The sequence below is a fragment of the Geobacillus sp. C56-T3 genome (assembly GCF_000092445.1).
Taxonomy (GTDB): Bacteria; Bacillota; Bacilli; order Bacillales; family Anoxybacillaceae; genus Geobacillus; species Geobacillus thermoleovorans.
Genome location: NC_014206.1, coordinates 1,845,746 through 1,858,645, shown reverse-complemented (window position 1 = coordinate 1,858,645; position 12,900 = coordinate 1,845,746). Strand labels below are relative to the sequence as shown.

Genomic DNA, 12,900 nt, shown 5'->3' with positions numbered 1-12,900 from the left:
CTCTTTTTGCTTCTAAAATTCAATCCCTTTCATCGCGGTTCTTCCTTGTTCATAGTCATGCTTGATGAGCTTCATTTCCGTCACGATATCGGCAGCCGCCATCAGCTCCGGGCGCGCCGCGCGCCCCGTGATGACAAGATGGAGCGACGGCGGGCGCGTGCGGATCAGCTCGAGCACCTCGCCGACTGATACGATATCTTCAACGGGAAAGCGGTCAATGGCCAACACATTGTTCAGTTCATCGAGCACAATCATGTCATACCGTCCGGAATACACATATTCTTTGGCCACCGCCCAGGCACGCTTCAATGCTTCGCGGTGGATGTCCGGCGTTTTCGTCCATGTGAAGCCGGCGCCGAGCTGACGGACGTCGACGCCAAGACGCTCTAGGGCCAACTGCTCGCCGTATGTCCGTTCCGGCGATTTCACAAACTGCAAAATCGCGACGTTCATTCCCCGGCCGACGGCACGCAGGGCAAGCCCCAATGCGGCCGTCGTTTTTCCTTTTCCGTCGCCCGTATAAACGATGACACGCCCGCTATGACGAGGCGTCGGCATCGACCACGCCCCCTTGCCGCTCCGGAAACCATTGGAGCGTCTCACGCAGACGAACGACATCGCCGATGATGATGATGGCAGGATGGGAAATGCCCGCCTGTTCCGCCTCGTCTGACAGCGTCGAAAGCGTCGCCGCCACCGTGCGCTGCCGCTCGGTCGTCCCCCATTCAATGATGGCCGCCGGCGTATCCGACGGCTTTCCGGCCGCCATCAACCGGCCGCAAATATCCGGCAAATTGGCCGCTCCCATGTAGACAATGATCGTATCGCATCCTCGAGTCAGCGCCTCCCAATCGATCCGCTCACTCCGATGCCCGCTGACCATCGCCACCGAGGCGGCGTAATCACGGTGGGTGACCGGAATGCCGGCGTACGCCGGCACAGCAATGCCGGATGTCACCCCTGGAACGATTTCAAACGGAATTCCGGCTTTCGCCAACACTTCCGCCTCTTCACCAACGCGGCCAAAAACGCACGGATCGCCGCCTTTTAAGCGGACGACCGTTTTTCCTTGTTGCGCATGCCAAACGAGCAGCTCATGAATTTGTTCTTGAACCGTGTCATGTTTTCCCGGCTCTTTGCCGCAGTAAAGAAGCTCAGCGTCCGGCTTCGCGTAGCGCAGCAGCTTACGGTTGATGAGCCGGTCGTAAATAATGACATCCGCCCGTTCTAGGCATTCGCGGCCGTAAACCGTGATGAGCTTTTCATCCCCCGGCCCAGCGCCGACTAAATACACTTTGCCGACGGTCATCGCCCCTTCTCCCCTTTCGCATTGGCCGTGGAAATGCCCGCCGAGGCGAACGTCGCCATTTCGTTCACCATCGCCGTTGCTGAAATCAAGAGCGGAAACGCTACCGCCGCGCCGCTTCCTTCGCCAAGGCGCATGCCGAGATCCAAAAGCGGCTCCTTCTCTAGCAAACGAAGGGCTATACTGTGCCCCGGCTCTTGCGAACGATGGCCGGCAATCATATAGTCTGTGACGTTCACGGCAAACTGGCGGGCCACAAGGGCAGCCACCGTGCAAATAAAACCGTCAAGCAAAATCGGGATGCGCCGTTCGGCGGCTGCCAGCATCGCCCCGGCCATAGCAGCGATCTCCAACCCGCCGATTTTCGAAAGCCATTCAAGCGGCTTCGCCGGATCCGGTCGATGAAGCAAGAGCGCCCGTCGGATCACGTCCTGTTTATGGGCAAGCATTTCCTCCTTAATGCCGCTTCCTTTGCCAACGATGCGCTCAAGCGGCTCATCGGTCAACGTGGCCAATAAGGCGCTCGCGGCGGTCGTATTGCCGATGCCCATTTCGCCGACAATGAGCGTGCGGGCGCCTTGTTCAATGATGGACGCCGCCTGTTCGTAACCGACATGAAGCGCCTGTTCAGCCTCGGACGGCGTCATCGCTTCCGTTTCCGCGAAATTGTTCGTTCCCGGGCGCACCTTTTTCTGAATGACGCGCTCATCAGCAATCGGCACGGCGACACCGACATCAATCACCTGAAGCAACGCGCCGATTTGCCGGCTGAAGGCGTTGATCGCCGCTCCGCCGTTGGCAAAGTTGTACACCATTTGCGCCGTCACTTCGGCCGGATAGGCAGACACCCCTTCTTCCGTGACGCCATGGTCGGCCGCAAACACGAGCACTCCGGGCGGAGTGACGCGTGGAAGCAGCTCCCCGGTCATGCCGGCAAGCGTTGCCGCCACTTCTTCAAGACGGCCGAGGCTGCCGGGCGGTTTGGTCAATTGATCGATATAGGCACGCGCTTGTTCAACCATTTCACGGTGGATCGGTGGGATGGAAACATTCATCATGGGCGCACCATATCCCCATCAAGCGGGAATAGGCGCTTCCTCCTTTCTCGTCTATGATTGAGGGAACGCGTCAACTTTTCCATCCGAATCATGCCAACACCGTTGGCGAGGGCAAAACGGACGAGTTGACGGCTGATTTTATGGTTTCGATCCTTCATCCAGCGGGACTCTTTACGGCCGATTTTGCGAATCATATGGAACTTCTTCGCTTTGCCCAACGTTCGCCGCAAAGCCGCATATCGTCGGCGAATGAAAGCGCATTGGCTACCCTTGAAAAACAACGATTTCGTTCCAATGCTGACAACGGCGATATAACGAAGTCCCAAATCAACGCCCATTGCCTTGGTGTCTTCCCGTTGTTGGACTTCAACTGTGATCGCGACAGCCAAATTGACGCATCATCTGTTCGATCCGCTCGACCGCCACGTGCTGGCGGACATGAGCGGCAAGCCGGTCGAACGCCTTTTCTTTGAGCGAGCGAAAGGGTCGGACGCCAGAAGGGGCGATTCCTTTTTGGCGGCGAATGCTGTTGAAAAACGCGGTGCGGAACGCATCGTTATGAAACAAATCGTGCATGTACGTGCCCAGCACCCGCTCATCACTGTGCTTCGCCCCTTCATGGCGGCCGTCCGCCTCAATAAGCGGCGCATAGCCAGGAAGCGGCGCCGAGCGGCCCATATGAATCTCGTATCCTTGCACCGAAAACCGCTCGCCCGCCCACGTAAGCATCCCTTCCGTACGGATCGTGATTTTCGTCCGCTCAAGCGTCGTTTCAATCGGCAGCAAACCAAGCCCTTTTACTTCCGGGAGCGGCGTCTCGACTCCATACGGATCGCGGATGACGGCGCCAAGCATTTGGTAGCCGCCGCATAAGCCGACGACTCTCGCTTTTCCTTCATTGACAAGCGACACAATGCGGGAAGCGAGTCCTCTTTTCTTCATATAAATCAAGTCTTCGATCGTGTTTTTGCTGCCGGGAAGCACGATCACATCCGGCGCGCCAAGCTCATCGGCGTGCGTGACCAACCGGACGCGGCAGTCCGGTTCGGCCAAAAGCGGGTCGATGTCGGTGAAATTGGCGATTTTCGGACAGCGGATGACAGCGACATCAATCGCTTCCTCTCCCCCGACAGATGAAGCAAACCGCTCAAGCGACAGCGAATCTTCAGCATCGATCGCCAAATCAGGCAAATAGGGAACGACGCCAAGCACCGGCACGCCGGTGTGCTGCTCAAACCAATCAAGCCCCGGCTTAAGCAGCGCCACATCGCCGCGAAACTTGTTAATGATGACCCCAATGACCCGCTTTCGGTCCTCAGGCTCAAGCAACGACAGCGTTCCAACGAGGCTCGCGAACACCCCGCCCCGCTCAATATCGCCGATCAACACGACCGGGGCGTTGGCGAGACGGGCGATGCGCATGTTGACGAGCTCGCGGTCGTTTAAGTTTACTTCCGCCGGGCTTCCCGCTCCTTCCATGACAATCCGGTCATACTCGTTCATCAACGTTTCGAGCGACTGACGGATGACGGCCAGCCCTTGGTGGAAAAACTCGTTCCGGTAAGCGAACGCCTGCATATTGCCGTACGGTTTGCCAAGCACAACGATTTGCGATTCATGCTCGCGGCTTGGCTTAATCAAAATCGGATTCATCTCGGCGCGCGCCGCCACTCCGGCCGCTTCGGCCTGAATTCCTTGCGCCCGCCCGATTTCGTTTCCGTCCGGCGTCACGTAGGAGTTTAACGACATGTTTTGCGACTTGAACGGCGCCGTCTTCCAGCCGTCCTGGGCGAACATGCGGCAAAACGCGGTGGCGATGACACTTTTGCCGGCATCGGAATGAGTGCCTTGAAACATGATCGGCAGCGCCTTAGCCATTGATGGTCACCTTCTCGCATTCGGCGAGCCACCGCTCAACCATCGCCGGGGCGGACGCGAAATGAAAATGGACATAGCCGGCGACAAGCCGGTGCGCCAAATAACCGTCAGGCTTCGTTCCTTTCCGGCCGCTCGTTTCGTAGGCAAACGGCGCCTCGCCCCGCGGTTCGTACACGGAATAGTGAAATTCATGCCCGCGCGCTGTTTCTCCTTCCGGCAATAGAAAATTTCCATTTCGACCGCGCACTTCGCGGTAGCCAAGCGCCGCGAGCTTCGTCTTCATCACCACTCTCCCCGGGATGACGCCTGCCATCTCATAGGCCGCACCGTCCGTCGCAACAAGCTGCTCGGTAAGAAACATAAATCCGCCGCACTCGGCCAATGTCGGCATCCCTTGTTCAATGGCGGCGCGGATCGACTGTTTGACCGCGGCTTGCCTGGCGAGCTCGGCGGCAAACTCTTCCGGAAACCCGCCGCCGATATACAATCCGTTCACCCCATCCGGAAGCGGCTCGCCGGCGAGCGGAGAAAAGTAGACAAGCTCCGCGCCGCAGGCAGAAAGCATCTCCAGATTCTCCGGATAGTAAAAATGAAAGGCGGCATCTTTGGCAACCGCCACGCGCACGCGATACGGCCGCGAAGGGCGAATGAGCGGCGCCGGAGAACAAAGGGCTGGCGCTTCTGCAATCGAAAGGAGCGTCTCCCAATCGATCGTGCGCGCCACCTTTCTCCCCAGTTCGGCAAAAAACGAATCCAGTTCGCCGCGCTCCACCGACGGCACGAGCCCTAAATGGCGCTCTGGCAGCGCCAACGCTTCGTCTTGCGTGAGAAACCCGACGACCGGCACCCCGCACGTTTGCTCGATGGCCGCTTTGACAAGCCGAAAATGCCCTTCGCTGCCGACGCGGTTGGCAAATACGCCGGCGAGGCGCACATCGGGGCGAAACGTTTGAAACCCATGGACGATGGCGGCGGCGCTGCGGGCCATTCCGGAACAATCGACGACAAGCAGCACCGGGCTTTCGGTCAACACGGCGATTTCAGCCGTCGACCCCTCGTCAGAAAGCGGCTGTTTCCCGTCAAACAGCCCCATCACCCCCTCGATGATGGCGATATCAGCCCCTTGACAACCGTTGGCGAGCACCGTTTTGACCGCTTCGCTTCCCATCATCCAACTGTCCAAGTTGCGCGCCGGCCGGCCGGTCACAGCCGTATGGTAAGTCGGGTCGATGTAGTCCGGACCGCATTTAAACCCTTGCACCGTATATCCTTGCTGCCTCATGGCCGCCATCAACCCAAGCGTCACGGTCGTTTTGCCGGCGCCGCTTCCCGGTGCGGCGATGACAAGCCGTCGCATGCCTCTTTCCCCTTTCCCTGCATGGTCGCTTTCTTTTGATGATCGATGAGCGCCACGGAAATCGTCACATTGCCGGACTTCTTTTTCACCAGCGCCAGCCGATCGGCCCCGCTGTACAATTTCGCCGCGGGCTCGCTCACCCCATACGCGCCGGTGTAGCGGTACACCGTTTCCGACGGCGCTTCGATCGGCACCGTGTTCAGCTCTTCTGGCGTATACGCAACCAATTCCCATCTATATTTGTTGACTACCTCCAAAAGTCCTTGTTCATCCTTTTTCAAATCAATGGTGCACACCGCTTTGACGCTTTTCATCGAAAAGCGCAGCTCATTGAGCGTCTCATGGATGACCGCTTCGATTTCGTCAGCCGATGTGCCGCGGTTGCAGCCGATGCCAAGCGCGATTACTTTCGGGCGATACAAAACGCCGTTTTGCAAAATGGCCTCTTCTTCCGGTGCAAGCAGGCGATGAGTGACCACAAGCGCGGCCGCCGGGCGGGCAGCGAGCGCTTCCGCGATCGAGTCGTACACGGCAATGTTTTTGGGCAACGGCCGCCCTTCCGGCCACCAGCCGGTTTCCCCCGACTCTTGCACGATCGCGACCGGCTCTTCGTTCACGACCGCGGCGCTCACTGGTGTCAGCTTGTCAGCTGATTCCCATTCCCAGCCGAACTGGCGACCGAACAGATCGACGGCGATTGTCTGCTGCACGTCAGAAGCGGTCGTAATGACCGGTCGGGCGCCTAAAATGGCGGCGACGCGCCGCGTCAGTTCGTTCGCTCCGCCCAAATGGCCGGAAAGAACACTAATCACATGTTCAGCCTTATCATCGATCACCACGACCGCAGGATCGGTCTTTTTGTCTTTTAACAGCGGAGCGATCACCCGCACGACAGCGCCGAGCGAAATGATGCAAATGAGTCCGTCATAGCGGGCGAACAACTCCGGCAACAGCGCTCTGACGTTGCCGGAAAACAAGCGGATCCCGTGCTTGGCTTCATCGCCGCGGGCGAATTTATCCGTATAATAAACGTCCGCTCCCGCAAGAGCGCCGCCAAGGCGTCGGGCGATCTCGACCCCGTGTTTCGTAATGGCCACGACAGCATAGGCGCCGTGTCTTTTGTTGTTCGCGGCAGCAGCCCCCACCTTACTTCTCCCCCTTTCGATATCCGTGCGTAAACGTGCGGTCGTACAGCTTCGAACGGTAGCCGCGCTCATGAATATGGGGATCGAGCGCCCAACCGGCCAACATGATCGCGTGTTTCGTCACACCATGGCGCCGCATATCGTCAGCCATTGTGGCAACGGTGGAACGAATCACGACTTCATCCGGCCATGTCGCCTTATAGACGATCGCGACAGGCGTATCACCGCTCCAGCCCGCTTCAAGGAGCGCCGCGCTTACTTTTTTGGCAAGCGTCGCGCTTAAAAAAAGAACGAGCGTGCAATGATGCTGCGCCAGCTCCTGCAATTTCTCACGCGGCGGCATCGGCGTCCGCCCCTCGGCGCGGGTGAAAATGACCGTCTGCGTCAATTCCGGAACGGTGAGCTCCGCCTGCACGGCGGCCGCGGCGGCAAACGCCGAACTGACGCCGGGGACGATTTCCACTTCAATTCCTTCTTCTTTCAACAAGGCGATTTGCTCAAGCGTCGCCCCGTAAATCGATGGATCACCGGTATGGACGCGCACGACAAGCCGTCCTTGTTTCACTTGCTCCGCCATTGCCGCGACCATTTCTTCTAAATGCATGCCGGCAGTATGGAAAACGTCAGCATCCGGCTTCCGGTAGCGCTCGATCAATTCCGCGCTCACTAGCGAGTCTGTGTAAAAAATGGCGTCGGCAGCAGCGAGAAGCTCGGCGCCGCGAACCGTGATCAAATCCGGCGCTCCCGGCCCCGCTCCTACGATATACAGCTTCACTTTCTCACCACCATCAATGTCAAATATTCGAGCTCCGCTCCGTCGAGCTCCTCGACCTTCCACACGACTTCCTCGCCGGACGTCACTTTCGTCACAACAGCGGCGCGATGAAGCAAATCGAGTTCCCGCAACAGACGAACCAGCAAATCGATCACTTTCGCCACTTTAAAAAAGACAACGCAATCGTGACGAAGAAGCGCCGCTTTCATCGCCTCAACATCGTCGCGGGCGGGCACGATCGCCACAGTTTCATCACCATCCGCCAGCGGCAGACGAAGCCTAGCGGCAGCAGCGTTGGCCGAACTGACGCCGGGGACGACTTCAATCGGCGCTTCCGGATAGCGGTGCTCCATCACGTGCATCAAATGAATGAACGTGCTGTACAACAGCGGATCGCCTTCGGTCACAAACGCGACATCGCGCCCGGCCGACAGCTCCGCCCAAATGGCGTCCGCCGCCTCGTTCCACTTCGGCTCAAGCACGGCTCGGTCTTTTGTCATCGGAAAATGCAGGCCGAGCCGCCGTTTTTCCTCTGGCGCAAAATACGCATCAACAATTTGTTCCGCATAGCTTTTGCTTTGCCGCCCTTTTTTTGGATAGGCGATGACATCCACTTCTTTTAGGCGGCGGTATGCTTTCACCGTCATGAGCTCCGGATCGCCCGGGCCAACACCGATGCCGTACAACGTGCCGGTCATTCGTCTCCCTCCCGCTTGGCTGTCATGATATACACCGGATTGAGCGCCTCAAAGCGCGTCAACTCTAAAATGGGCTTGCTTCGCGACACTTGCGCGAGCGTGATGTCCACATGAAACCCGCGTTCGCCGAGCTCGCGGCCCGCTTCAGCAAGCGTCTCAACCGTTGCCGCGTTGATCACGATGCGTCCATTTTTCTTCAGCCGTTTTGAACAGACGTCCAACAACGGCGACATCGCGCCTGACGTGCCGCCGATAAAGATGGCATCCGGGTCGGCAAACTCATCGAGACGATCGGGCGCCCTGCCGTGCACAAGCGTGATGTCAACGCGGAATTTGCGCAAGTTTTGCCGGCAAATCTCGAGGTCGCATTTATTTTTTTCAATCGCAAACACCGCCCCGTCGCGGGCGATTTTCGCCGCTTCAATCGCGACCGAACCGGTGCACGTCCCAATGTCCCAGACGACGCTGTCCGGGCGCAAGCGCAAGGCGCTTACGCTTAAGACGCGAATTTCTTTCTTTGTAATCAGCCCTTTGTCCGGCTTGCGTTGGAAAAATTCATCATCGTCAATGCCGAGCGGCCAAACCGGACCGGGAGCGGTTTGCCGCAAAATGACTATATTTAATGGAAGAAACTCGGTTTCTGCCATTTCTTCTAGCTTGAAAAACCGGCATCGCTCGTTCGGCCCGCCGAGCTCCTCGCCGACAAACGCCTCATATTCCGTCATGCCGTACTCGAGCAAATAGCGGGCGATGGCGGCCGGCGAGTTCGTCGCATCGGTTAAGATGGCGACTTTGCGCCGCCCGTCGATCCGCTGAGCCAAGCCGGTGAGCGGCCGGCCATGGACGCTGACAAACGCCGCGTCTTGCCAGGACTCGCCCATTTTCGCAAACGCCCATTGCACCGAGCTGACGGCGGGATACACGTCGATCGGCAATTTGCCGGCCAAATAGCTGCCGATGCCGTAAAAGAGCGGATCGCCGGAAGCAAGCACGACCGTGTTGCGCGTCTCATGGCGGAGCCGCTCCACCAGCTCCGCCAGTCCGCGGCGGATGACCATCGTTTCTCCTTTGTATTCAGGAAACATCGCCAGCTGCCGTTCGCCGCCGACAAGCAGCTCGCTTTCATCAATCCAGCGTCGATACAGCTCCGGAAGACTTGCTTGCCCATCAGCACCGACACCGATCAACTTCATCGTCCCCATCGGTCTGCACCGCCTTTCCTAATCGTTGTCCGTTCATTGTGTAAATGGACGTCGCCACCGTCAGACCGCCTCCCACTTCGTGAAGCGCCGCCTGGCAGCACGCTTCGCACAACAGCTCGAAAAACTTCGTGCAACCAGCCTCTTGCATCATGTCGCCCACTTGCGCCGCCGTATTCGCGCCGCGCACCGCAGCCACCAGTTCTGGACAAGCACCTGCCTGCTCGGCGATGGCAGCCAAAAAGCCAAAGTCGACCGGGGCGCTTTTCGAGTGCACCATCATCACTCCTTGAGCGACTTTCGAAAATTTCCCCATCATCCCGACCATCGACACCATCTCGATGCCAAGCCGTTTGCATTGTTTCAGCGTAAAGCCGACAAAATCGCCCATTTCGATAAACGCTTCTTCCGGCAAATGCGGATATTCTTGCATGGCGTATTTCTCGCTCCGCCCCCCGGTCGTGATGACAACATGGCGGCAGCCGTTCGCTTTCGCCACTTGAAGCGCCTGCACGATGCTCGCCCGGTAGGCGGCGGTCGAGAACGGAACGACGATGCCCCGCGTTCCTAAAATCGAAATGCCGCCCATAATGCCAAGCCTCGGATTCAACGTTTTTTTGGCGATTTCCTCGCCGCCGGGCACGGAAATGACAACGTTCACCCCGCGATGTAAACCGTATTGCGCCAATACTTCGTTGACTGCTTCGCGGATCATTTGCCGCGGCACTGGATTGATCGCGGCTTCCCCGACCGGCACCGGCAAGCCGGGTTTCGTGACACGTCCGACCCCTTCCCCGCCGTCAATATGAACGCCCGGCGACGAGGCCCATGAGACAGTGGAAACGATGAGCGCACCGTGCGTCGCATCCGGATCATCGCCGCCGTCTTTCACCACAGCTGCAGTCGCCGTTTCGCCTTCGAACGAACAAGAGGCAAGTGAAAAGGTGACGACCCGCCCGATCGGAAGGCGAATCGTCGCGTCTGTCTGCACTTGGCCAGTGATGAGGGCTGTGAGCGCGGCTTTCGTGGCCGCTGCCGCGCACGATCCGGTCGTATATCCTTCACGCAGCGTTTTTTTTGTTTCCATCGTTCGTCACGCTCGCTCGGCGAGCAGCGATAAAGCATTCAAGGCGGCGACAGTCACGGTGCTTCCTCCTTTGCGGCCGCGGTTGGTGATGAACGGCACATCGAGCTTCGCCAATTCTTCTTTCGATTCCGCCGCCGAGACGAATCCGACCGGCAAGCCGATCACCAATCCCGGCCGCGCCTCTCCTTCTTTGATGAGGCGAATGAGCTCCAATAACGCTGTCGGAGCGTTGCCGATGGCAAAAATGCCGCCTTCCGCTTCTTTCACCGCTTTGCGCATCGCCACAATCGCCCTCGTCGTATTCAACCGTTTCGCTTCAGCGATCACGTCTTCATCAGAAATATAGACGCGCACCGCGCTGCCGAACTTCGCAAGCCGCGCTTGATTGACGCCGGCTTGCACCATTTGCACATCGGCGACGACGAGCTTGCCGCTGCGAATGGCGTCAATGCCTGAGCGGATCGCATCCGGGTGGAAAATGAGGCTTTTGCCCAGCTCAAAATCAGCCGATGCATGGATGACGCGCTGAACGATTCGATATTGTTCTTCCGTAAACGAATGCTCGCCGATCTCTTCATCAATGATTTGAAAACTTCGCGCTTCAATTTGTTCCGGCTGGACGGTGGCCGGACGAAACGTGGTATGAAACTCCATCTTTCACTCGCTCCTTTTTTCGCTTGATGTTCAGGGAACTCCCGCTAGCCAAATCTATTTTGTTTGACACTACGTGTGCGCTTTACCCAGCGGCATGGAGGAATGTCCATCCGTTTACGCCGTCGGAAGCGGGGCATGCTGCTTCAACGACTCAAGCACGCCGGCAAAATCGTGATGCACGATGCCGTATGACAACCGTGGGCGGCGGATGACGATGACATCGATGCCGAGCTCCTCGGCGGCAGCGATTTTCTCATCGACAAACCCGACCTTGCCGCTTTCTTTCGTGACGACGACCGTGACGCCAAAATGGCGGTATAGCGCCCGATCGAGCTCTTTCGTAAACGGCCCTTGCATCATGACGATCTGCTCTTGGGAAAACCCAAGCCGCTCGCATTTGTCGAGATTGTCTTTCCGCGGCAGCATCCGCGCAATCACCTTGACGTCCGGGCGCCCGAGCAGCTTGGCGGCGAAAATGTCGATCGTTTTGCTGCCGGTCGTCAGCATCACGACGCCGCCTTTTTCCGCCGCCAGCTCGGCGGCTTCTTCATAGCTATCGACAAACGTCACCTTCTCGGATGAAAGCGAAGACGCCTGCCGCTCATAGCGGATGTACGGCAATTCGGCAACGGCCGACGCTTGCATGGCGTTTTTCGACGCCTCCTCCGCAAATGGATGGCTCGCATCGACAATCGCTTTGGCTCCCTCGGCTTTGGCCAGCTCGGCAAGCTGGGACGCATCCAAGCGGCCGACATAGGCGCGAATGCCGGATGACCGAAGCTGTTCGGCCGCGTGATCGGTGACGACCGTCGCCGTGACCGAATAGCCAGCTTGTTGGATCATCACCGCCAATTCGCGGGCATCGCTCGTCCCTGCCAACATCAAAATCATCAGCGCTCCCCCTTTTTGTTTTTTAGTGATGATGGTGATGATGATGGTGAGAAACGTGCAGCCGGTATTGACAGACATCGCAGTTCATCGCCACCGTTTGATCGAGCACTTCTTGCAGGCGGTCAAGCACGATATCGATCAGTTTCGGATGAAAGCCGACATAATCGGCCAGCGCAAATGAGACGTGCGGGTGATCGAGGCGGTATTGCGCCACTTGCCGTTCAAGCCGCTTGATGAGCACACCGGTGAACAAAAAATACGGCAAAACGACGATCCGCTTCGCCCCAAGCATGAGACAGCGGCGGACGGCGTCATCAAGCGACGGCGTCGTCACCCCCATAAACGCCGGCTCGATGAGCGCATAGCCCGTTTGTTCCCAAAACAAGCGGGCGATTTTATACAAGTCGCTGTTCGCGTCCGGGTCGCTCCCGCCGCGGCCGAGCAAAATGACCGCTGTGCCGTCGTCTGGCTCTTCCGGCCGCTCGCCGATTTCTTGCAGACGCTCGCGCAAAATCGCGAACGTCTGCTCATGAACGCCGATCGGCCGTCCATATCGAAACATGATGTGCGGATAGCGCGCTTTCGCCTCATCGATTTCCGCCGGGATGTGCAGCTTCGAATGCCCAGCCGGCAATAAAATGAGCGGAATGACCGCCACTTCCGCCGCTCCGGCCTCAACGCACCGCTCGATTCCTTCGCTGATCGACGGACGGCCAAACTCTAGAAAACTCGTTTCAACATGGAAAGAAGCAGAAAGACGCGGCCGCAGGCGGTCGACAAACTGCTGTACTTGCTCATTTCCTTCCGGGTCGCGGCTTCCATGGCCGACAAACAAAATGGCTCTCATATTCG

General features: G+C 58.2%; 13 protein-coding genes and 1 pseudogene. All 14 read right to left on the bottom strand.

The genetic code is table 11. The annotated features are described in order from the left end of the window. Positions 1 to 12: 12 nt before the first annotated feature. The gene (gene cobO, locus GC56T3_RS09210; RefSeq protein ID WP_013145285.1) at positions 13 to 558 is read right to left on the bottom strand and encodes a cob(I)yrinic acid a,c-diamide adenosyltransferase; all 546 of its coding nucleotides are present in this window, start codon (positions 556 to 558) and stop codon (positions 13 to 15) included. Then, the gene (cobA, locus tag GC56T3_RS09205) at positions 539 to 1,309 is read right to left on the bottom strand and encodes a uroporphyrinogen-III C-methyltransferase (protein WP_013145284.1); all 771 of its coding nucleotides are present in this window, start codon (positions 1,307 to 1,309) and stop codon (positions 539 to 541) included. The genes cobO and cobA overlap by 20 nt, the downstream gene beginning before the upstream one ends. After that, entirely contained in the window at positions 1,306 to 2,364 is a 1,059-nt protein-coding gene (gene cobT, locus GC56T3_RS09200; protein ID WP_013145283.1) for a nicotinate-nucleotide--dimethylbenzimidazole phosphoribosyltransferase, read from the bottom strand. The genes cobA and cobT overlap by 4 nt, the downstream gene beginning before the upstream one ends. Positions 2,365 to 2,432: 68 nt before the next feature. Then, positions 2,433 to 2,753, bottom strand: a pseudogene (locus tag GC56T3_RS18600) (transposase); the annotation flags it as partial. After that, positions 2,731 to 4,242: a cobyric acid synthase gene (locus tag GC56T3_RS09195; protein WP_013145282.1), complete on the bottom strand. Its 1,512-nt coding sequence runs from the start codon at positions 4,240 to 4,242 to the stop codon at positions 2,731 to 2,733. The pseudogene GC56T3_RS18600 and the gene GC56T3_RS09195, both read right to left, overlap by 23 nt. Next, positions 4,235 to 5,599 (bottom strand): cobyrinate a,c-diamide synthase, encoded by a 1,365-nt coding sequence (locus tag GC56T3_RS09190; RefSeq protein WP_013145281.1) that lies wholly within the window; start codon positions 5,597 to 5,599, stop codon positions 4,235 to 4,237. The genes GC56T3_RS09195 and GC56T3_RS09190 overlap by 8 nt, the downstream gene beginning before the upstream one ends. Further along, positions 5,545 to 6,744, bottom strand: a complete 1,200-nt coding sequence (locus GC56T3_RS09185; RefSeq protein ID WP_013145280.1) for a cobalt-precorrin 5A hydrolase — start codon at positions 6,742 to 6,744, stop codon at positions 5,545 to 5,547. The genes GC56T3_RS09190 and GC56T3_RS09185 overlap by 55 nt, the downstream gene beginning before the upstream one ends. 1 nt (position 6,745) lies before the next feature. Next, the gene (cobM, locus tag GC56T3_RS09180) at positions 6,746 to 7,519 is read right to left on the bottom strand and encodes a precorrin-4 C(11)-methyltransferase (protein ID WP_011231288.1); all 774 of its coding nucleotides are present in this window, start codon (positions 7,517 to 7,519) and stop codon (positions 6,746 to 6,748) included. Next, positions 7,516 to 8,217, bottom strand: a complete 702-nt coding sequence (gene cobI, locus GC56T3_RS09175) for a precorrin-2 C(20)-methyltransferase (RefSeq protein WP_013145279.1) — start codon at positions 8,215 to 8,217, stop codon at positions 7,516 to 7,518. Before cobI ends, cobM begins: the two co-directional genes overlap by 4 nt. After that, positions 8,214 to 9,419 carry a bifunctional cobalt-precorrin-7 (C(5))-methyltransferase/cobalt-precorrin-6B (C(15))-methyltransferase gene (locus GC56T3_RS09170; RefSeq protein WP_013145278.1) on the bottom strand — a complete coding sequence of 402 codons (1,206 nt, stop codon included), beginning with the start codon at positions 9,417 to 9,419 and terminating at the stop codon, positions 8,214 to 8,216. The genes cobI and GC56T3_RS09170 overlap by 4 nt, the downstream gene beginning before the upstream one ends. Continuing rightward, on the bottom strand, positions 9,385 to 10,503 hold the full coding sequence (locus GC56T3_RS09165) for a cobalt-precorrin-5B (C(1))-methyltransferase (protein ID WP_013145277.1): 1,119 nt from the start codon (positions 10,501 to 10,503) through the stop codon (positions 9,385 to 9,387). Before GC56T3_RS09165 ends, GC56T3_RS09170 begins: the two co-directional genes overlap by 35 nt. A gap of 6 nt (positions 10,504 to 10,509) precedes the next feature. Continuing rightward, positions 10,510 to 11,157 carry a precorrin-8X methylmutase gene (locus GC56T3_RS09160; protein ID WP_013145276.1) on the bottom strand — a complete coding sequence of 216 codons (648 nt, stop codon included), beginning with the start codon at positions 11,155 to 11,157 and terminating at the stop codon, positions 10,510 to 10,512. Between the two features lie 114 nt (positions 11,158 to 11,271). Continuing rightward, positions 11,272 to 12,048 (bottom strand): precorrin-6A reductase, encoded by a 777-nt coding sequence (gene cobK / locus GC56T3_RS09155; protein WP_013145275.1) that lies wholly within the window; start codon positions 12,046 to 12,048, stop codon positions 11,272 to 11,274. A gap of 22 nt (positions 12,049 to 12,070) precedes the next feature. Then, positions 12,071 to 12,895, bottom strand: a complete 825-nt coding sequence (locus tag GC56T3_RS09150) for a sirohydrochlorin chelatase (RefSeq protein ID WP_013145274.1) — start codon at positions 12,893 to 12,895, stop codon at positions 12,071 to 12,073. Positions 12,896 to 12,900: the final 5 nt, after the last annotated feature.